Raw genomic sequence first — 20,883 nt, forward strand, 5'->3', positions numbered from 1 at the left:
AAGGCCGATTCGTTCGAATCGGCCTTTTTTTTTGCTTGTCGTTCGGGCAACTCTAGCCCGTCAGAGCTGTGCGCTTTAGTTGCGAGAGGTGGTCGACAACGATCAATGCATGATGAGCGTGTCTTAGTTATAAGGTAACTATTCAGTATAAAAATGCTTTTACTGTCAGTTACTTGCTCCAGAAGATGCCGTTCACCCTGCACCTAAATAAACGAAGATGATTTATCGCAGCCATTAGCCTATGGAATTTAGGTGCTGGGTCAATATGTCCCTATAGGCTTGGATGCGACATCCCTGTCGCATACACTTCTTCCACAAGCAATTGATAGTAAAAGAAATATTTTCTCAGTATCTTTCAGGGTTTAGGGAGTAGACCATTGATTTCTCGGGACGCGTTCACCCAGCACTTAAATAAACGACGATTATAAATCATTGCCAATAGTCTATGGTATTTAGGTGCTGGGTGAATACATCCATGTAAGCTCTGGCTGCAACGTCCTGTTGCAGACAGCCCGATAAATCAATAGCCTACTCCCTCTGATAAAAATACGCTGAATAATTACGTTATAAGAAAACTACTGCAGTCCGGCAAAGAATTGGTGTACAGTGTCTAAAGATGATTATCGGGCGGAAGCCGATCCATTCCAGTAAACAGCAGGGGCTATTCGGAAAGATGCGGCCTGCCTTATTTACGGAGCGCAAATAGTATGTCAGCCTTTGAACATTATCATCCCTCCCAATATTCTCCTTACATCGGCGGACATTTTCAACTGACGCCGCATGCCTTAGATGTGTTCAGCCCTTACAGCGGCAAACCGGTTTATAAAACCTATCTTGCCGGTCCCGACGAATTCGAAATCGCGCTACAGGCCGCCTGTTCGGCGAAAACGGTCATGCAGGATTTTCCGGTTTATCATCGTTATCGGGTTCTGATGCAGATAGCGGAAGCCATCTCGGCGCATCGCGAACAGTTTGCGACGATCATGGCGAGGGAGGCCGGCAAGCCGTTAAAAACCGCCTTTGTCGAGATAGACCGGGCGGTACAGACCTTTCAGATAGCGGCCGAAGAAGCCAAGCGTCTGCCCGGAGAACTGCTGAGTATCGATTGGCATCCCTCCGGGGCCGGTAAGGACGCCATCGTCAAATATTTTCCGATTGGTATCGTCGCGGCGATCACCCCGTTTAATTTTCCGCTCAATCTGGTCGCGCATAAAATCGCTCCGGCCATTGCCGCCGGTTGTCCGATCGTCTTGAAGCCGGCTTCGAAGACGCCGATCAGCGCCCTGTTATTGGCCAAGATCATCGATCAAACCGATTTGCCAACGGGGGCCTTGTCGGTGTTGCCCATGGATCGTCAGACCGGCAATCAGCTGGTGACCGATGAACGCTTTGATCTGCTCAGTTTCACCGGTTCGTCGGAAGTCGGTTGGGAAATGAAACAACGCGCCGGTAAGAAGAGGGTGGTGCTGGAGTTGGGCGGCAACGCGGCGCTGGTCGTCGATCAGGATGCCGACCTACAGACTGCGGTCGCTAAAGCCGTCAAAGGCGGATTCGGCTATGCCGGCCAATCCTGTATTCACACCCAACGCATCTATGTCGAGGCATCGCGCTTTGACGACTTTGTCGCCTTGTTTCGGGATCGTATCAATGATCTGGTCATCGGCGATCCTGAATCGGCCGAAACCGATATGTCGGTGATGATCAACGAACAGCATGCCACGAGAATCGAAGCCTGGGTCAATGAAGCGGTCGCGGCCGGGGCGACCTTGATCGCCGGCGGCAATCGCGACTGCGCTTTATATGCGCCCACGGTATTGACCAACACTGACAAACAGATGAAAATCTGCGCACAAGAAGCCTTTGCTCCTGTCGTCGTGATCGAACCTTTCTCCGACTTCAAGCAGGCCATAGCCGCGGTAAATGATTCCGAATTCGGTCTGCAGGCCGGTATTTTTACCTTCGACAGCCGTAAGATATATTATGCCTTTCATCATCTCCGGGTCGGTGGGGTGATCATCAATGAGACGCCGACCTTTCGGGCCGATCATATGCCTTATGGTGGGATCAAGGATTCCGGTCTCGGCAGGGAAGGCCCCAGATATGCGTTGTTGGATATGCTGGAGCCGAAGGTGTTGGTCATGGATCACAATCAGACCTTGTAGCTTAGGATATGGCCGACAATTACGTCCTTTTTTGCTTGATGTTTGCTTAGAAGCAGGTTCGGGCGTTCGGTTTCCCGGTGTCGGCGGCAGGCACAGCAGCCGACATCCGTGAGATGAAGCAAGCGCACCTTGTTTCGATGCGCTTCACGCTGTTCGACACATCCGAAGGCAAGGCTTCATTGGCATGCGACCGTAGGGTGGATTCGCCGCCAGGCAATCCGCCTGGATACGCACAATGGCCAATTTTGCCCCTGGCGGGGTTTTGGCGGCTTGCTTCGCGAAGCCGCCCTACGTTGGCGGATCCGCTGCGCTTGATCCGCCCTACCGGTGCGGGTAGGGTAGGGTGTGCTGACGATAGGAAGCGCATCGGTTTCGATGCGCTTCACGCTGTTCGACGCATCCGAAGGCAAGGCTACATTGGCATGCGACCGTAGGGTGGATTCGCCGCCAGGCAATCCGCCTGGATACGCACAATGGCCAATTTTGCCCCTGGCGGGTTGTGGCGGCTTGCTTCGCGAAGCCGCCCTACGTTGGCGGATCCACTGCGCTTGATCCGCCTCACGGATGTGAGTAGGGTGTGCTGACGATAGGAAGCGCACCGGTTTCGATGCGCTTCACGCTGTTCGACACATCCGAAGGCAAGACGCTGCTTTGCGTAGGAGCGCCGCCCTCGACGCGAAAAGCAAGTAGTCCGCATCGCTTGCGAAATGCGGGTCAACGAGGTCCTGAACGATTCAACCGTGACTAGAGTAAGTTAAGCGTTCGGGGCGGGTTAAATAACCCGCCCCGCCCAGAGGGCATCCCTACCGCCGACATCCTCGCCAAACACTGAGCAGGCCAGGGTTTTTAACCCCGGCCTGAATCTTTCAATCCACTGCCAAACTAAAAACCAAAACGTTCAACGGTGTTGGGTCAGGTATTTTTTAATGGGGGAGCCTGAGTTCAACCAATCGCGCTGAAAACCATCAGAAAAATCGTGTAAACTGTCGATCTTTGCTAATAAATCTGACGGAGACAGCAGCGAGATGACCGCTAAAGTGACTTTGACCCAGTTCATAATTGAGCAACAGCGCGGAATGCCCGGGGCGTCGGGATCATTTACGTTATTACTGAATGATATCGTCACGGCCTGCAAGAAAATTTCCCATCTCGTCAACCAAGGCGATTTAGTCGGTGTGCTTGGCAACGCCGATTCTGAAAATGTACAAGGCGAAGTTCAGAAGAAGCTGGACATCATCAGCAACGAGATTATGGTCGATGCGCTGAGCTGGAACGGTCATCTAGCCGGCATGGCCTCGGAAGAAGTCGATGATTTGATTAAGATTCCGGACCAGGCGCCGAAAGGCAAGTATTTGGCCCTGTTTGATCCGCTGGACGGGTCCTCGAATATTGACTTGAATCTGACGGTGGGAACGATTTTTTCTATTTTGCGCTGCGGGGATGGCGCCGAGCCGGACATGGTCGACTTCCTACGCAAAGGCGCCGAACAGGTTTGCGCCGGTTTTGTTCTCTATGGGCCCTCGACGATCATGGTGCTGACCACCGGCCAAGGCGTCAATGGTTTCACCCTGGATCAGGAAGTCGGAGAATTCTATTTGACTCATCCCGACATGAAAATTCCGGCCGACTGCAGCGAGTTCGCGATCAACATGTCCAATCAGCGTTTCTGGGAAGCACCGGTTAAACGTTATGTCGACGAATGCGTGCAAGGGACGGAAGGGCCTCGCGGCAAGTACTTCAACATGCGTTGGATTGCCTCCTTGGTCGCCGAGGTATATCGTATTCTGACCCGAGGGGGGATATTCATGTATCCTTACGATAGCAAAGACCCTGCTTCGGCGGGCCGTTTGCGTTTGATGTATGAAGCCAATCCGATGGCTTTCATTGTCGAACAGGCGGGCGGCGCTTGTTCGACTGGCCGCGAACGGATCATGGATATCGAACCGGAAGAGATACACCAGCGAGTGCCGCTGGTTTTGGGTTCCAAGCATGAAGTCGAGCGTATCGTCGCCTATCACCGCGAACAACAGAGTTGAGGAAATATCATGGAGACCAAAGAAGCGATAAAACTACGCCGTTCGGTTAAACAGTATGATCCCGAACATCGCATGACAAATCAGGAAATCGAAGAAATTCTGTCATTGGGCATGTTATCGCCAACCGCATTCAACCTTCAACACTGGCGTTTTATCGTCGTCAAGGATGAGGCGTTGCGACGACAGGTCAGAGCCGCCGCCTGGGATCAGCCCCAGGTCACCGATGCTTCGCTGTTAGTGATTTTGTGCGCCGATCTGAAAGCCTGGGAAAAGCAGCCGCAACGCTATTGGCGCAACGCCGGCCAACAGGTGCAGGAGTTTGTGTTGCCGGCAATCGACAGCTATTACCGGGATAATGAACGGGTGCAACGCGACGAAGCGATGCGTTCCTGCGGTATGGCCGCCCAGACCTTGATGTTGGCGGCGAAGGCGATGGGCTACGATTCCTGTCCGATGGACGGTTTCGATTTCGAGCAGGTGGGCAAATTGATTAACTTACCCGACGATCATGTTATCAGTTTATTTGTCGCCATCGGTAAAGGCGCCGAGGAAGCTAGACCAAGACCGGGACAACTGACGTTCGAAGAAGTGGTGATCGAGGACAGATTCGGCTGAGGATATGGCTAACAATTTCGTTCCACCTCATTCCCGGCTTGAGCGTTTTAGCGGTGTTTAGGGCCTGGGTAAACTCATCTTTGAGGTTTGACGGTGGTATCCCTGCCGCCTAAATACTGAAAGACGCTAAATAGTTACAATGGAACGAGCATGAAATAACTTTCAAATATGCGAAGAGGGTTCGGTATCTCGATTGACAGGTGTCGGTGGCATGGATAGCCGCCGTCAAGCCTACATGGATGTATTCACGGCGCCCTGTCAAGCGAGTTATCGAACCTTCAAAAAGCTTACTATTTATCGAAGTTATTTTGTTAATATTCCAATGCTTATTTCAAACACTAAGGCCGACTTTGGGAAATATCCGGATTAGGCTTAAATCTCAGTTCGATGCGCGTGCCGCCGGCATCGGAGGCATCGACGCTTAGCTGAGCCTGATGCAGGTCGGCTATTTCTCTGACGATGGCCAGACCCAGGCCGCAGCCGTTGCCCGGACTGCCTGGGATGCGATAGAAACGTTCAAAGATCTTATCGACTTCGGCGGCGGGTATGCCGGGGCCATCATCGATGACGCTGAGGCTGGGGTTGGGATGGTGTGTCAATTTGACGGCGATATGGCCGTGTTGCTTCCCATAGGCAATGGCGTTATCCAGCAAATTGGACAATAATTCGCCCAATAGAAATTTATCGCCTTTGACATAGAGAGGCTGTTTCGGCTCATCGAAACTCAGATCGATTTGTTTTTGCAGGGCTTTCGGCACCCATTCGATACACGTATCTCGGGCCAATCGGCGCAAATCAATCGCTTTGAATCGATGATCCCCCTCAATCGGACCGGAGCGGGCCAGCGCCAATAACTGCGCGATCATGTGTGAAACCCGGTCGGCGCTATTTTGAATTTGTAACAGCGCCGGTTGCATGGCCTGGATATCATTTTCGCGCTGCGCCCGTTCAGCCTGCAGTTTCAGACCCGCCAGCGGCGTGCGCAGTTGATGCGCGGCGTTGGCGATGAAGCGTTGCTGGGCGGCGATCGCGGCCGAGAGCCTTCCTAACAGATGGTTGATCGTGTCTGTCAGCGAGCGCACCTCGGCGAAAACATGGGTTTCCGGTATCGGGCTTAAGTCTCGGGGAGAACGCTGCGAAATTTCATTGGCCAATTTGTGTAGCGGAGCCAGTCCCCGGTTAACGGCGATGAACAGATAAATACTGATTATCAGCGTTAATAACAGTTGGGGCGCCAGGTCGGCGAGTAGGATATCGGTCATCATTTCCTGACGCTTGTTCAGGGTTTCGGCAACATGGATGTAGACCCGTTCCGGCAGATCGGCGTTCTGCACCTCCATGGAAACGACACGGATGGGAGTGTCGCGGATGGTGGAATTGAAAAAGTACGGTTTGCTCCAGTTTATCTCGGTCGTCGGTTCGGGCACGAACATGTCGCCGGCGAGCACCCCCTTGTTTTCGGCGATGATTTTAAAATAAGTCTTATCGACCTCGTCCCATTTAAAAATTTCCATCGCTGTCGTGGTCAGGTTGGCGTAAACGTCATCATCAATGACTTTGACCTCCTGGGTCAACGAATTGGCCGAGTCCAGCAGCCAGCGGTCATAGGCCACGTCGACATAGTGCAGGGTCACAAAATAGGATAGCACCGTTTCAATGGTCAGAAACAGGATGACCGGTATGATCAGACGAGAAATAATCGTCGTTTTCAGGCTTGCGGGTTTATTCATGCGATTTGTTTTCCAATAGATAGCCCAGGCCTCGGACTGTGCGAATGACGACGTCGTAAGGTTCGATGCGTTTCCTGATGCGGTGGATATAAACCTCGATGGCATTATCGGCGAGCGCATCGCCCTCGGCCGATAAGCGCTGCGCGATGCGCTCTTTACTGACCACTTTGTCGGCCTGCATCAACAAGATCTCCAGCACCGCGGATTCGCGTGCAGACAACGACAGTAATTGGCCATCCGCCTGGACTTGATGGTTTCGGGTATCCAATATCAGGCGGCCCACTTCGATGGTGTTGCTGAAACCGCCATAACAACGTCTGATCAGCGCCTGTAATCGCGCTTCCAACTCCCTGAGTTCAAACGGCTTGGTCATATAATCATCGGCGCCCTGCCGGATGCCGTCGATGCGATCGTTCAAGCCATCGCGGGCGGTCAAAATCATAATCGGCACCGGGAGCTTCTGATTGCGTAATTTACGCAACAATTCCAGGCCGTCCATATCCGGCAAACATAGGTCAAGGACAATCAGGTCGAAGTCCTGCGCGTGGAGCAAGTGTTCGGCATAAGCGCCCGAAGTGGCAACGGTGACGACAAAGCCGTTTTTGGTCAGAGTGTGGGTCAGGCCATCGGCCAAGACCGCATCATCTTCAATTAATAAGATATTCATTAAGGTGAAAGGTTGTTGAAAGGTTTAGAACTTACAATGCTGATCAAGGTTTCTGCAAAATAATCACGCTACTGTGCCGGAGCAGGATAATTATCCAAGCTATTCTAATAAAAAAATAGCCATTAACCTATGCTGTAGTTTTTCAGGCATCGAAGTCTAGTCGCTTGCTAAGCGGCTATTGTTAACAACGTCAAAATACATTATCAAAAGGATTAAGCATGCAAAAGATTGACGACTTTTTAAATAATAACAAGCTTTGGGCCAACAAGATAAAGAAAGAAAACCCGGCTTATTTCGAACTGTTGGCTAAGGAACAAAAGCCCGAATTGTTGTGGATAGGCTGTTCCGACAGTCGGGTGCCGGCGGAACTGGTGGTCAGCGCCCAGCCCGGTGAAATGTTCATCCATCGTAATATCGCCAATCAGGTCATTGCCACCGATTTCAATTGCCTAAGCGTTTTACAGTATGCGGTTAATGTACTGCAGGTTAAGCATATTGTCGTCTGCGGGCATTACAACTGCGGCGGCGTCAAGGCGGCGCTCAATAAGCAGAATGCGCAATTGCTGATTACCAACAAGTGGTTGATGCATATAAAAAATGTTTATCGTTTGTATCAAAATGAAATAGACATGCTTCCTACCGAAGAGCAACGAGTCAATAGATTGGTCGAGCTGAATATCATCGAACAAGTCCATGCCTTGTCGCATACGTCGATTATCCAGGAAGCCTGGGATAAACATAAAAGACCGATGATACATGGCTGGGTTTACGGCATCAGCGACGGCCTGATAAATCCATTGATTAAACTCAAAGCGGGGGATGCGATTCATCCTATTTATGAATATGAACCGGCGGAAAGCTGATTGCAAGATACTCCGTTCAACAGCGCCAAGAAAAAAGATTGCCGTCGGCGTAATCCTCTGAGACTTTAACTGCGCCTTAGTTAGGGCGCTTAGCATTTTTCTTTTATGCTAAAGTCAATCACTCGTTCGAATGTCATTCGTTTTGGCTTCGCATCCCTGCACACCCGGCACCGCCTAATGCATCGGCAGTGCCTTAACCGGTCTTCACTGCTACTGCACTTATGATTCATAAACATCTAAATTACTATATCGAACATATTAAACAGGACATTCCGGCGGGCATTGTGGTTTTTTTGGTCGCCTTGCCGTTGTGTTTGGGGATTGCGATGGCGTCGGGAGCGCCGTTGTTCGCCGGCGTGATTGCCGGCATGATAGGCGGCATCTTGGTGTCCTGGTGCAGCGGCTCGCAGCTCAGTGTTTCCGGGCCGGCCGCCGGCTTGACGGTGATTGTTTTCAACGCCATCGAGCAGTTGGGCAGTTATAGCGGATTTTTGCTTTGTGTTTTTTTGGCCGGCGTTCTGCAGCTGATTCTGGGTTTCTTGCGCGCCGGCATTATCGGGGCCTTTTTTCCGTCATCGGTGATCAAAGGCATGCTGGCGGCGATAGGCATTATCTTGATTATCAAACAAATTCCTCATGCAGTCGGTTATGACGTCAGTTTTGAGGGCGATGAAAGTTATATGCATGAAACGGCGGCTTCCAGTTTTCAGGAGCTGATTTCATCGTTTTCCGCGCTTTCCCCGGGCGCTACCTTGATCTCCACAGTGGCCTTAGCGATTCTTTTCGTCTGGGAGTTGTCGTGGATGAAGCGCTTTATGCTGGTCAGGTTGATCCCCGGGCCATTGATAGCCGTCGCCTGGGGTATCGCCTATAACATTGTCGCGTTGAATTACTATCCGGAGTGGGCGGTGACGGGCAAACATCTGGTGACCTTGCCCGTCACGGCCGACGTCGAGCAATTTGTGCAGTTATTTCAATTGCCTGATTTCAGTTTTTTTGCCAACCCGCAAGTCTATGTCATAGCGGCGACCCTGGCGATCATTGCCAGCCTGGAAACCTTGTTGAGTCTGGAGGCGGTGGATAAACTCGATCCGTTGAAACGTACCGCGCCGACAAATCGCGAACTCAAGGCCCAAGGTTTGGGCAATATGATCAGTGGTCTGGTCGGCGGTTTGCCGATAACCGCGGTTATCGTTCGTAGTTCCGCCAATATCAATGCCGGCGGTCGAACCCGAATCGCCAGCTTTATCCATGGCATCCTGTTGCTGTTGAGCGTGATGTATTTGACGCAGTTTCTCAACCTGATTCCGCTGGCCTGCCTGTCGGCCATTTTACTACAGACCGGCTATAAGCTGGCCACGCCGAAGCTATTCAGGGAAGTTTTCAGACAGGGTTGGGGACAGTTTTTGCCGTTTGTCGTCACCGTGATCGCCATTCTGATCAGCGATTTGCTGCAAGGCATCATTATCGGTATCGTTGTGGGTTTGTATTTTGTCATTCGGGCTCATTACCATGCCTCCATTACCCTGCATCAGGAAGGCAGTCACTACAGCTTATCATTGAACAAAGACGTGTCTTTTCTCAATAAGCCCTTATTGCGTAGGCAGTTGTTACAGATAGATGAAAACAGCACTGTGACGATAGACGCCAGCAAGGCGCAATTTATCGATCATGACATCATGGAAACATTGCAGGATTTCTTAAAGACGGCGCCGGATGACAATATCGTGGTCGAAACGGTAGAGATGAAAAGCCTATAATCGCGCAGTTAAGGGTTTGCCTGTCCGGGAAAGCCCATCTCTAAATTAGCTAGGGTATTGCTCTGAATTCTGGTACATTTATCCAGGATATTCCCGGATTTGGTTTTCATTGATCACAGATGGAAGCCGAGTCGGCGCTCAGGGCAGTTACTATGGATCATCATTTCGTCACAATAAGCGGTTGGCCGACCGATAGGCGTCGGATACGATTTACTCAGCGATGTTGTTATGCATTGTCGTCGTTTTGTGGTCAAGGTCTTGACGCAGGAGGGGCTAAGCTCTCAAAGCCGGAAAAGGATTTATATCGAAAATGGCTGGCGTAGGTGTTCATGCCAATATTGTCCTGAAGCAGGTAATAGGACGATTAAACGGCTGTCTTTCCGCTAAAAAAATCCACCGATTATTATTGGCGTTTTTGTTGCTGAACATGGGGTGCGTAGACGCAAACCCACAGAAACAACAATCAGCACCGGAAAAAGTCACGGTACAGCTGCGTTATTTTCATCAGTTTCAGTTTGCCGGCTTTTACGCCGCTATCGCCCAGGGCTATTACCGAGATGCCGGCCTGGAGGTGGATCTGGTTCAGCCCTCGTTAGCCTCTAATTCGATCGATCAGGTGTTGTTGGGCAATGCTCAGTATGGCCAGACCCAGGTCGATTTACTTTATTATCGCCTGCATGGCAAGCCGCTGGTCGCTTTGGCTCCTATTTTTCAGCATTCGCCGTCGGTGTTGTTGGTGCGTAAGGATAGCGGCATCCGTTCGCCGCATGACCTGAAGGGCAAACGAGTGATGCTGGAGTTGGGCGATCATGCGACCAGCATTATCGCCATGTTGAAGCAGGAAGGCGTGCAGCTGGAAGACTTGGACATCGTCAAGCAAAGCTATGGCGTCGAAGAACTGCTGTCTCGACAAGTCGATGCGGTTGGCGTGTATCTGACGAATAGACCCTTTGAGCTGAAACAGCGAGGAGTCGGCTATCATATCCTGAATCCGCTCAATTACGGCATCGATTTTTATGGTGACACACTTTACACCACCGAGGAAGAGATCAAGCGGCACCCGGACCGCGTTCGACGGTTCCGCGCCGCCACCTTGCGTGGTTGGCGTTATGCGATGGCCCATCCCGATGAAATCATCGACTTGCTGATTGAACAATACGGCGTCAACAAATCCCGTGAGCATTTACAGTTCGAAGCCGCAGCGATCAGACGATTGATCATGCCCGACCTGATAGAAATCGGGCATGCCAATCCTCGGCGCTGGCGGCGCATGGCGGACATCTTGGTCAGTCAGGGGCTGGCGCCGCAAGATGGCGGCTTGAATGGCTTTATCTATCGACAGCCTGAACCATGGTATCGGAAATATCCGGCCGAATACTACTATGGCGCATTGGCGTTGTTGACGATCGCGCTGATCGGCGCCCTCTATTACTGGCGGCTGAGTCGCGCCCTGAAAGTACAGATTGCGGCGCGGCAGCAGGCCGAGGCCGATAGCTTGCGTCTGGGAGATATCCTGGAGCATTCATTGAATGAGATTTATATTTTCGATGCGGAGACCTTGCTGTTCATTCAGGTGAATGATGCGGCGCGTAAAAATCTAGGCTATAGCATGGAAGAGTTAACGGCGTTAACGCCGTTGGATTTAAAACCAGATTTTATGCCGGCTCAGTTGACCCGTATGACAGAGATGTTGAAAGCCGGCTTGGGCAAGGTCGTGTTTGAAACGGTCCATAAACGTAAAGACGGCAGTCTTTATCCGGTGGAAGTCGATCTACAGTATTATAACGATGAGCGTCAGCCGTTTTTTTATGCATTGATTAATGATGTCACGGAGCGCAAGGTCTACGATGAAAAAATCAAACGTATGACTCATCTCTATCAGACTCTGCATCAGGTTAATCATGCCATCCTAACCATCAGTAACGAAGATGAGTTATTCCAAGAGATTTGTAGAATTACCGTCGAGTTCGGGCATCTGGAGCTGGCCTGGATAGGCGTTGTCAGCGAACAGGAGTCGATTGTGCCGGTGGCGGTCGTCGGTGAGCGCCAGGAATATACCCGGCAAATAAGCATTTCCGTCAACGCCGAGTTACCGGAAGGACAAGGTCCTACGGCCAAGGCTTATCACAGCGGTAACATTGTCGTCTGCAATGATTTTCTTCATGATCCGACAACCGCCCCTTGGCATGAACAGGGCAGTCAACATCAATGGGCCTCGAGCTGTGCGATTCCTATTTCACGTCAGCGGGACGTATATGCGGTGCTCAATGTCTATACGTCCCTAGTGGATTATTTCGATGAGGAAATCGTCCAGTTATTTGTCGAAATGAAAAATGATCTGAATTTTGCCTTGGATGCCTATGATCGTGAAATAACGCGTCGGAGAGCGGAGGAAGATCTCAAATTGGCGGCCAAGGTCTTTCAGCAAAGTCGTGATGCGATTCTGATTAGCGATCAAAACAACGCGATTATTTGTGTCAATCGAGCGTTCACCGAGATCACCGGTTTCAGCGAGGCGGAGGTATTGGGGCAAAATCCGCACATACTGTCATCAGGCCGTCATGATCGAGATTTCTATCGCCAGATGTGGCAAATGATCAATGAAAATAATTATTGGCAGGGAGAAATCTGGAATCGGCGCAAGAATGGCGAATTATTTCCGGAATGGATGACCATCAGTGGCGTCAAGGACAGTCGTCAGAATATCACGCATTACATCGGTATTTTTTCCGATATTACCGAATACAAAGAGTCGGAAGCGCGCATCGAGCATCTGGCTCATTATGATCCGTTAACTGATTTACCTAATCGTATTCTGTTCAAAGCCTATGTCGATCATGAACTGACTGTCTCTGAGCGTCAGCACCAGCCGTTTGCGTTGCTGTTTTTGGATTTGGATCATTTCCAAAATATCAATGACTCGTTAGGCCACTCAGTCGGGGATCAGTTGTTGCTCAAAGTCTCGGAAAGGCTGAAACAGGCGCTGCGGGAAGAGGACGCCGTAGCGAGACTGGGCGGTGACGAGTTCAATGTCCTGTTGCCGAATACCGATTTTCGCGGCGCGGCCCATGTCGCAGACAACATGATTCACATCATCGCGCAACCGATAGAGATAGATCAGTATCAGTTGCATGTTAGAGCTTCGATCGGCATCAGCCTTTATCCGGAAAACGGCGAGGATTATGAAACGCTATCGAAAAACGCCGATACGGCAATGTTTCAGTGCAAACAAAAAGGTCGCAATCAATTTGCATTTTTTACCGAAGCGATGCAACAGGCGGCGATGAGGCGCATGGAAATTGAGCACGACCTAAGACAAGCCATGGAAAAAAGTCAACTGCAGGTTTATTATCAGCCGCAAGTGGATGCCGGGAATGGAAAAATCATTGGCGCGGAAGCATTGCTGCGCTGGCATCATCCCGAATGGGGCATGGTTTCCCCGGCTGAGTTCATACCGGTGGCGGAAGAATGCGGCTTGATTCTGCCGATAGGCGGCTGGGTATTGGAACAAGCGGTCGCCCAGGCGGCCAATTGGCAACGGGCCGGTTTTAAACCGATTTGTATCGCGGTAAATCTGTCGATGGCGCAATTTAAAGAAAATACCCTTTACCAAACCATCAGGGACTCATTGGAGCGTCATCAATTGTCGCCCCATTATTTGGAACTTGAATTGACGGAAAGTATTGCGATGCATAACGCCGAATATGCGGTCGATATTCTGCGTCGGCTGAAAGGCTTGGGCATTCAATTAGCCATCGATGACTTCGGAACCGGCTATTCATCACTCAGCTATCTGCAGAGGTTTGCGTTGGATAAGCTGAAAATTGATCGGTCATTCATTAAAAATATGATGGCCAACAAAGACAGCGAAAATATTGTCGATTCTATCATCGGCCTGGCGAAGAGTCTGCGCCTGCGCACCATTGCCGAGGGTGTCGAAAACGATCCCCAATTACGGCTGTTGCAGCAAAAACATTGCGATGAGCTGCAAGGTTTTTATTTGAGCAAACCGGTCACCGCCGAAAAGTTTGCCGAGTTAATGGCAAAAGATAATTTGCGTCAGCAAGAAGCCGGCTGAGATCTATTGCCCTTGTGATCAGACCCGTTTGGCGATGATGTCTGAATTTGAATTGGCACGGGAAAATAGCACATTTCCTCCCGAACGTTTTGCTGGTCATAAGGATTGTGCAATAGTATGTAAATTAAGTCAGTTGGCAGCTAGTACTCAGTCATTTTATATATGCCAGGGCTACCTCATTAAATGAATGAGTGGCAAAACAGAATTTAACGACAAATACGCCTAAAGTAAGTTAAACGTTTAGGGTGTGTTAAATACCCCACCCCGCGTGCACGGCCAATTTTGCCCCGGTGGCGGTTTTTGGCGGCAGCCGCCCTACGGTGCGGTAGGGTGTGCTGACGATAGGAAGCGAAACAAAAACAGTGTCAGGTCTAGATTTAGAGCTATTTTTCTAGACCCCGTGCCGTTCTTTTGGTGACATGGAGTCCCAAAATCTATCATGAGACACGCACTGGCGCGCCGATTGAAGGACGCTATTTTATTTAGCGATTCGGTCCTATAATGAAATCATGGAACAACAGAGCGGCAACATCGTAAGCAACCTGGTCGACATCATTCAGCGGCGTATTTTCTTTGCTGAAATCCGTTGGCGGCAGGGCATCATCCGGGACATTCGTCAGCTAGGCGATGAGCGCCCCGGCTCGGCTTATTTGCTGCCCGGTTTCGTCGACGCAAGCTCGATACCATCGAGCAAACTTTGGCTGACACAGTCAATGAAAAAGCCTGGGAAAGATACATGCGCCGCTGGGCTTGCCGATCAACAGCCACACCCCGATGGTGATCGCGGTCAGCATCGCCGCGGGATTGATTCAATTCGACAATATCTCTGGATCACTGGCTAGCCAATCGTTGACTTCGAGGGTCTTGATCCGTTATCCGGGCTAGGGATAAAAACGGTGGGTGCTACGGGTTTATGCACATAATGGTTCGGTGTCGATATTATTCTTGGAAAGGAATTTTATTGTCGGTTAAATTTGTTGTTGACTTTTATAAGCTATTGATAATTATAGCTATTAATGTGTTGTCTAAAATTTGGTCAATTTAACAAAAATGTAATAATGACGGGCCTTATCGAGGGTTTCCGACAAAATACCCACAGAGTTATCCACAGACTTTGTGGGTAAGTCGAGTTTTCCGCCCCGTACACTCGTTAGCGAGTTTCTGCTTTTAATGCCGCGGCTTCCGTTGGCGTTATCGGAACAATCGGCAGGCTTGAGCGTTTTTTACAGGTCGTAGTGGTATAATATCCGCGAAAAAATGGCATTCACGTCCATTTTGCGACGATATTTGTTTTGTAACGGAGCCAATAATGAACACAAAAATCATCAGTGGTGTAATTATGTTAGCCGCAGGATCGGCCGCTCATGTTCAAGCGGCCGATCATGGCCTGGAAAGCTGCATCGCCGCGGCGCAAAAGCAAAAAGCCGGCGATATGCTCAAGCTGGAGAAGCTGAAGGTAGACGGTAAGGCCATGTACGAACTGGAAATTCGGGACGCCAACGGCTTCGAGTGGGAATTCATGTGCGATGTCGAAAGCGGTAAGATCACCGAAACCGAAAGCGAAGTCAGTTCCGTCGACAGCAAGGCTTTCAAAAGCAAAATGAAAGTGACCGAGGAAGATGCGGCCGCGATTGCGTTGAAGGCCCATCCCGGCGTGATCGAGGAAGTCGAGTACGAAATCGAGTCCAACGGCGACGCGTCCTATGAATTCGACATCGTCGACGACAAAGGCGTCGAAACCAAGGTCGAAGTCGACGCGGCCACCGGCAAGATCATCGAGGTTTCCATCGAGGAATGGGAAATCGGCGAGGAAGCCGACGAAAGAAGATAAGGCAAATAGGGTGCATTCCATGCACCTGCCGAAAAAAAATTCAACGATTATGTCAAACTGCCGGCGAGCGATCACCCCAGGCGCGACCTATTTCTTTACCGTCGTGACTCGCCATCGCCGGCCTTTCCTATGTAATGAGGACGTTAGAGCCTCATTGCGCGAAGCCATCCGGACCATCCGAATTGAGCATCCTTTCACGATAGAAGGTTGGATCTTGTTGCCTGATCATCTCCACTGCATTTGGACATTTACCGGTCTTCGGGTACACAAATTCCCGTAGGGCGCATTCCATGCGCCATTTTTTTGAATCCCTTTAAGGCTTGACCGCCACGCCCCAGGGATAACGGCCGACGCCGATGGATTTGGTGACTTTCATGTCTTCCAGGTCGATGATCGAGATGTCGTTGCTGACGCCATTGGTCGTGTACAGCCGCTTTTGGTCAGGCGAAAATGCCAGATTCCACACCCGTTGGCCGACCAGAAAATAATCCTCCACTTCCAGCGTTTGCGCATTGACCAGCGCCACCCGATTGGCCGGGCCAAGGGCGACGAAGGCCCATTTTCGCTCCTTGTCGATGGCGATGCCGACCGGTTGGATCTTGTCGTCGGTGACACCGGATATGTGGAATTTCAGCGTCTTGATGATTTTGCGGGTTGCGACATCGATGACGCTGACGCTGCCGCCTAGCTCCGAACTGGCCCAGAGCTGTTCGCTGTCGTCGGTAAAGGTCAGGCCGCGCGGTCTCGGGTCGACCAGGGTGTTGTCGACGACCTCCAGGGTTGCGCGATCGATCCAGTGCACCATATTGGTCGCTTCCGAAGCACAGGCCACCCATTTATTATCCGGACTCACCGCGACCGGCTCAGGTTCGACGCCGACCGGTATTTTCTTGATCGCCTTGGCCGGTTCGATATCGATGGCCGTGACCAGGCTGTCATCTTCATTGGAAACATAGAGTCGCTTGCCGCTCGGGCCGAGCGCGAAGGTTTCTGGGTCCTCGCCCGAAGGCAGTGTGCCGACAACCTGAAAAGTGGTGGTGTCGACGACTTGAATGGTGTCGTCATCGCTGGCGGCGATATACAGATGACGATGATCTTTGCTGATCGCGATACCGCGCGGACGTTGACCGACCGGCACGGTCTTCAGCAGTTTGCCTTCAATCGGATCGACCACGGCCAGCGCGTTGTCCTTCTCCAGCGTGACAAATAGCGTTTCTGAAAAAGCCTGGCTGCTGGTCAACAGCAGGGCGGCGCAAAAAAAGTGTTTCATGAGTCCTCCTTTAGATATAAAGCTAATGTATCGAGTTGATCAGTCCCTGGCGGCTTGCCAGCAGCGTCATTTCCGCAATCGATTTAGTACCCAATTTATCCTTGATCGCGGTGCTATGGTTGCAAACCGTCTTGTAACTGAGGCAGAGCTTTTCCGCCGCCTCCCGTGTGGTCATGCCGTTGGCCAGCAGGCAGAAGATGTCGAACTCGCGCGGCGATAATTGTTTGATCTTGTCGTCTTCATTTTCCTCGACCGCCATGGTGACAGCCAATTTTTGCGCTAGTTCCGGCGCTACGAAGGTTTTTCCTTGGGCTATGGTGCAAACCGCCGTGATCAGGGTTTCCGGAACACTGTTTTTAACGATATAGCCTTTGGCGCCGGCCTTGATGGCGCGGGCGACATAAATCAGTTCATCATGGATACTGAAGATTAAAACCCTACACTGCGGATCGCGGCTAAGCAAGCGCCGCATGGTCTCGAAACCGCCGATGCCGGGCATCGATATATCCAACACTACGATATCGGGACGATGTTGTTCGTATAGCTGGCAAGCATTTTCGCCGCGATCGCTTTCAAAGACGTCGCCGATTTTTTCCGACAGGCCTAGATAGGTCTTATAACCGGCTCGGACGACGGCATGATCATCAACTAATAAGACACTGATCTTAGCGGCCATAGCGGACTCCTTTAGTCGGTTTACTGATTGAATTCATGGTTTGGCCAGGCAAGCACTCGAAGTATTGTCGTTCGTTACAGTCGTGTCAAAGAGATGCAATCTTCCCTTGTATTAAGACTGAATGCCATAGGAATTATTCCTAAAGTGAGTCGTTGCTAACAGGAAGGCTTCCGTATTTCTGACGCCGGGAAAAATTCCTGGCCTCATTAGGAATAGTTCCCTAACCAGTATATGAATGCTTCCATACAATACGCCTTGCCAATATTTATCTCTATCGGCAGATGCAATAGGATGCTGCTACAGCGCTTGCTATCAGCTAGATTGTGATGGACGGGTGCGGACGGCATGGTAGTTGTCAGAAGCGTTAGGGAAGGTGTTTGCAATGTTATGTTTCCTATGAGTGTGTAGTTTTAAGCTGATTTAATCTGCGGTACGTTTTTAAGACGACGCCCGCAGATTTTTTTTATTAGAGGTTTGAAAGCGATGGGAACTGTATTAATCCGGCTGATCCGTTAGGGCCGATTAAAGCCGAAAGCAGACGGTTGAGCCCGTGGGGGGCAACTGTTTTCGACTGGCGTATGAAGAATGGATTACCAGGTTAACGAAGGTGCTGTTGAATAGTGTAAAAAAACTGATCAAGTTTTTATCCGTGATGTTGATGTTAATGCCGTTTGCCGCGCTGGACGCGGCCAAACCCTTTGAAATCGAGGAGCTGGAATTCAAAGGGACTCGAGTCATGGACATTATCCGGGTATTGTCCGAAGATGCGCGCAACAACATCATCGCGACCCCGGAGGCGGGGGAGAAGAAAGTCACGATATTTTTGAAAAAAGTGACGCTGGAGCAGGCGATCCGAGCGATCTGCCGTATCAGCGATTTATGGTATCGGCGCGACGAAAGCGGCGCGTTCAGGCTGATGACCAAGGAACAATACAGCAAGGACTTGGTGGTCGGACAGGACGATGCGATACGCGTGTTTCAATTGCGCAACCCCAACGTGATCGCCATCGCCTCGGCGATCGAGGATTTATACGGCGACCGGGTCGAGGTGTCCTATGGCCGTAATGTTACCGGCGCCGGCGGCAATGTCGGTCAAGGCAATAATCGTTTCGGCGGGCGCGGCAACGCCGGCAATAACAGTCGGCGAAATAATTCCAGAAACAGGAATCGGAACGGTTCGGGGCGTAGCGGTTCCGGGACTTTAAGCCGGCAACAGACCTTGCCGGAGGATTTGACCGTGGAACAATTGGCGGCGTTGTCCGCCGGCGGCAGTCAGGTCGAAGCCGGGCAACTGGCGTCGGTGTCCGGCATGAGCAAGTTGATTTATGTGACCGTCAATACCGAACACAATCTATTGATCGTCAAGACCAGCGACCCGACGATTCTGAAATCCATCGCCAGTCTGGTCGAGCAATTAGACCGGCCGCAAACCCAGGTGATGCTGGAAATGAAAATTGTCGACATCAAGGTCGGCGAGGACTTTAACTCCTTGTTCAATTTTGAATTGACCGATACCAAGCTGAGCGGCGACAGCGTCAACCCGATCATACTCGGCGGCGCGGCGGCGTTATCGGGGGGCGGCAGCCTGGTTTACGAGTTCGTCAGTCAGAACATCAAGGCCAATATCGAGTTGCTGGAACAAAACAACCGCGTCAACGTCATTTCCAACCCGATGCTGGTGGCGTCCAATCATCGGCCGGCGACGTTGTTCGTCGGCGAGGAACGGATCATGGTGAGAGGCTATTCGATCGACACCATCGACAACCTGAATACCACGCGCACGATCACGACGCCGGAAACCGAATTGGAGGAAATCGGCACGACCCTGGAAATCACGCCGCATATCAACAACGACGGCAGCATTCATATCCAGTTGAAACAGGAGAATGCGACGCTGAATGAAGGCGCGGCCCTGATTCCGGTTGCGGACGGCAGCGGCGGCGTGATCGATCTGCCGGTGGACACGGTGACGACGGCGCGATTGCAAGGCGAGATCTTCGCCCGGCATGGTTACACCGTCGCGGTGGGCGGCCTGATTCGCGACAGTTTTTCCAGAAGCCGGCGTAAAGTGCCGTATCTGGCCGATATACCGGTGGTCGGTAACGTGTTTCGCAGCACCGAGGACCAGGACAGCAAATCGGAAATGGTGTTGTTGATCACGCCTTATGTTCTGAATCAGGGCGAAGAACAGGCGGCGTTCGACCCGACCGATAAATACCACCATTACGCGCCGGATTTGGCCTTCAAGTCCAAGCCCTTGCCGAAAGACGAGAAAGACGCGCCGCCGCTGTGCGGCGACTATTGCGCGCCGGCCAATTTAAGGCGCTCGGACTTATGACGCGGCTGGCGGTGATGGTTGTCGCGCTTAGTCTTCAGGCTTGCGCCCATGTCGGCCTGGATTCGGAAGCCGACGTGGCGGCGGAAAACTGTTACGCCTATCGTTATGGCGACAAACTGCGGCGCATCAATTTCGCCCAGGCCTTCGATTGGTGTCATCGCGCGGCGCGTTGGGGCGACGCCAACAGCCAGACGCTGTTGGGCGAACTCTATTACCTGGGATTGGGCGGGGCGCAGGATTGGACCCTGGCCGCGCAGTGGTACGGCAAGGCCGCCAAACAAGGCCATGCCCACAGCCAATACATGCTGTACCGGATTTACCGGCATAGCGAACAAGGCGATGAACGCGAACAAGCCGACTATTGGCTGAAACAGGCCAGGCTAAGCGGTTACAAGCTGGCCTTGCAGAAATGAGTGGGCGCTATGGGCAGGCGCGCCGCCCGCCGCCGGCGCGATTGACACGGTAAGGATTTGATAAAAATAACTTTCTGGAATGCCCAATGTACTCGTATCCATGCTCCAGCGTGGATATGCATTTGGGGACGCTCTGCGTCCCGCGCCGCAGAGCGGCGGGGGCGTGCTCCCACGCTGGAGCATGGGAGCCATGATAATACGATTACCGGCTTAAACAGGCCAGGCGCAGCGGTTTGCTGGCCATGCCCGGATAGAGGTAGGAGCGCCGCCCTCGGCGCGATTGAAATGGGAAGCGAGGAAACCGGCAGGTACATATAGTCATCGCACTTCAACGTTCGACGCCTTAATACCTTCGCCCTCCGGGAGAAGGCTGGATGAGGGCATCAAAAGAAGTGAAATTTGAAGTGCGAACAGTATATACCCGTTTTTAAGCCAGACGGGTAC

At 51.5% G+C, this 20,883-nt stretch carries 14 protein-coding genes; 10 read left to right on the forward strand and 4 right to left on the reverse strand.

Annotated elements, in window-relative coordinates:
- Positions 1-707 precede the first annotated feature (707 nt).
- The 3 genes from Q9L42_RS08380 to Q9L42_RS08390 all read left to right on the forward strand — a co-directional run bounded on the left by Q9L42_RS08380 (position 708) and on the right by Q9L42_RS08390 (position 4,813).
- Positions 708-2,162 carry an aldehyde dehydrogenase family protein gene (locus tag Q9L42_RS08380; protein ID WP_305908896.1) on the forward strand — a complete coding sequence of 485 codons (1,455 nt, stop codon included), beginning with the start codon at positions 708-710 and terminating at the stop codon, positions 2,160-2,162.
- Positions 2,163-3,187: 1,025 nt separating this feature from the next.
- Positions 3,188-4,198: a class 1 fructose-bisphosphatase gene (locus tag Q9L42_RS08385; RefSeq protein WP_349432617.1), complete on the forward strand. Its 1,011-nt coding sequence runs from the start codon at positions 3,188-3,190 to the stop codon at positions 4,196-4,198.
- 9 nt (positions 4,199-4,207) lie between these two features.
- On the forward strand, positions 4,208-4,813 hold the full coding sequence (locus Q9L42_RS08390) for a nitroreductase family protein (RefSeq protein WP_305908893.1): 606 nt from the start codon (positions 4,208-4,210) through the stop codon (positions 4,811-4,813).
- A gap of 338 nt (positions 4,814-5,151) precedes the next feature.
- On the opposite strand, the gene Q9L42_RS08395 is transcribed toward Q9L42_RS08390, so the two are convergent.
- Both Q9L42_RS08395 and Q9L42_RS08400 read right to left on the reverse strand, forming a co-directional pair.
- The gene (locus Q9L42_RS08395; protein WP_305908892.1) at positions 5,152-6,543 is read right to left on the reverse strand and encodes a sensor histidine kinase; all 1,392 of its coding nucleotides are present in this window, start codon (positions 6,541-6,543) and stop codon (positions 5,152-5,154) included.
- The gene (locus tag Q9L42_RS08400; RefSeq protein WP_305908891.1) at positions 6,536-7,210 is read right to left on the reverse strand and encodes a response regulator; all 675 of its coding nucleotides are present in this window, start codon (positions 7,208-7,210) and stop codon (positions 6,536-6,538) included. The genes Q9L42_RS08395 and Q9L42_RS08400 overlap by 8 nt, the downstream gene beginning before the upstream one ends.
- Positions 7,211-7,428: 218 nt before the next feature.
- Here Q9L42_RS08400 and can point away from each other — a divergent pair, with 218 nt between their 5' ends.
- From can to Q9L42_RS08425, 5 genes are all read left to right on the forward strand, one after another.
- Positions 7,429-8,073 (forward strand): carbonate dehydratase, encoded by a 645-nt coding sequence (can, locus tag Q9L42_RS08405; RefSeq protein WP_305908890.1) that lies wholly within the window; start codon positions 7,429-7,431, stop codon positions 8,071-8,073.
- 221 nt (positions 8,074-8,294) lie between these two features.
- On the forward strand, positions 8,295-9,833 hold the full coding sequence (locus Q9L42_RS08410) for a SulP family inorganic anion transporter (protein ID WP_305908889.1): 1,539 nt from the start codon (positions 8,295-8,297) through the stop codon (positions 9,831-9,833).
- Between the two features lie 310 nt (positions 9,834-10,143).
- Positions 10,144-13,911, forward strand: a complete 3,768-nt coding sequence (locus Q9L42_RS08415) for an EAL domain-containing protein (protein WP_349432618.1) — start codon at positions 10,144-10,146, stop codon at positions 13,909-13,911.
- A 509-nt stretch (positions 13,912-14,420) separates the two neighbouring features.
- A complete protein-coding gene (locus Q9L42_RS08420; protein ID WP_305908887.1) occupies positions 14,421-14,753 on the forward strand; it encodes a hypothetical protein in 333 nt (110 codons plus the stop codon).
- A 467-nt stretch (positions 14,754-15,220) separates the two neighbouring features.
- Positions 15,221-15,742, forward strand: coding sequence for a PepSY domain-containing protein (locus Q9L42_RS08425; RefSeq protein WP_305908886.1), 522 nt, complete (start codon positions 15,221-15,223; stop codon positions 15,740-15,742).
- A gap of 313 nt (positions 15,743-16,055) precedes the next feature.
- Here the strand turns inward: Q9L42_RS08425 and Q9L42_RS08430 are convergent, their stop codons facing one another.
- Both Q9L42_RS08430 and Q9L42_RS08435 read right to left on the reverse strand, forming a co-directional pair.
- A complete protein-coding gene (locus Q9L42_RS08430) occupies positions 16,056-17,012 on the reverse strand; it encodes a PQQ-dependent catabolism-associated beta-propeller protein (RefSeq protein WP_305908885.1) in 957 nt (318 codons plus the stop codon).
- Positions 17,013-17,034: 22 nt separating this feature from the next.
- Complete coding sequence (locus Q9L42_RS08435; protein ID WP_305908884.1) at positions 17,035-17,688, reverse strand: response regulator; 654 nt, start codon at positions 17,686-17,688, stop codon at positions 17,035-17,037.
- A 607-nt stretch (positions 17,689-18,295) separates the two neighbouring features.
- Here Q9L42_RS08435 and Q9L42_RS08440 point away from each other — a divergent pair.
- Both Q9L42_RS08440 and Q9L42_RS08445 read left to right on the forward strand, forming a co-directional pair.
- Entirely contained in the window at positions 18,296-20,026 is a 1,731-nt protein-coding gene (locus Q9L42_RS08440) for a type II secretion system protein GspD (protein WP_349432619.1), read from the forward strand.
- Complete coding sequence (locus Q9L42_RS08445; RefSeq protein WP_305908881.1) at positions 20,023-20,439, forward strand: hypothetical protein; 417 nt, start codon at positions 20,023-20,025, stop codon at positions 20,437-20,439. Before Q9L42_RS08440 ends, Q9L42_RS08445 begins: the two co-directional genes overlap by 4 nt.
- The last annotated feature ends 444 nt before the right edge of the window (positions 20,440-20,883 follow it).

The sequence above is a fragment of the Methylomarinum sp. Ch1-1 genome, assembly GCF_030717995.2.
GTDB classification, from domain to species: Bacteria; Pseudomonadota; Gammaproteobacteria; order Methylococcales; family Methylomonadaceae; genus Methylomarinum; species Methylomarinum roseum.

Bases quoted from the DNA above. Each gene is read 5' to 3' on its own strand.
- Q9L42_RS08380 (WP_305908896.1), top strand. From the start codon at position 708: ATGTCAGCCTTTGAACATTATCATCCCTCCCAATATTCTCCTTACATC.
- Q9L42_RS08385 (WP_349432617.1), top strand. From the start codon at position 3,188: ATGACCGCTAAAGTGACTTTGACCCAGTTCATAATTGAGCAACAGCGC.
- Q9L42_RS08390 (WP_305908893.1), top strand. From the start codon at position 4,208: ATGGAGACCAAAGAAGCGATAAAACTACGCCGTTCGGTTAAACAGTAT.
- Q9L42_RS08395 (WP_305908892.1), bottom strand. From the start codon at position 6,543: ATGAATAAACCCGCAAGCCTGAAAACGACGATTATTTCTCGTCTGATC.
- Q9L42_RS08400 (WP_305908891.1), bottom strand. From the start codon at position 7,210: ATGAATATCTTATTAATTGAAGATGATGCGGTCTTGGCCGATGGCCTG.
- can (WP_305908890.1), top strand. From the start codon at position 7,429: ATGCAAAAGATTGACGACTTTTTAAATAATAACAAGCTTTGGGCCAAC.
- Q9L42_RS08410 (WP_305908889.1), top strand. From the start codon at position 8,295: ATGATTCATAAACATCTAAATTACTATATCGAACATATTAAACAGGAC.
- Q9L42_RS08415 (WP_349432618.1), top strand. From the start codon at position 10,144: ATGGCTGGCGTAGGTGTTCATGCCAATATTGTCCTGAAGCAGGTAATA.
- Q9L42_RS08420 (WP_305908887.1), top strand. From the start codon at position 14,421: ATGGAACAACAGAGCGGCAACATCGTAAGCAACCTGGTCGACATCATT.
- Q9L42_RS08425 (WP_305908886.1), top strand. From the start codon at position 15,221: ATGAACACAAAAATCATCAGTGGTGTAATTATGTTAGCCGCAGGATCG.
- Q9L42_RS08430 (WP_305908885.1), bottom strand. From the start codon at position 17,012: ATGAAACACTTTTTTTGCGCCGCCCTGCTGTTGACCAGCAGCCAGGCT.
- Q9L42_RS08435 (WP_305908884.1), bottom strand. From the start codon at position 17,688: ATGGCCGCTAAGATCAGTGTCTTATTAGTTGATGATCATGCCGTCGTC.
- Q9L42_RS08445 (WP_305908881.1), top strand. From the start codon at position 20,023: ATGACGCGGCTGGCGGTGATGGTTGTCGCGCTTAGTCTTCAGGCTTGC.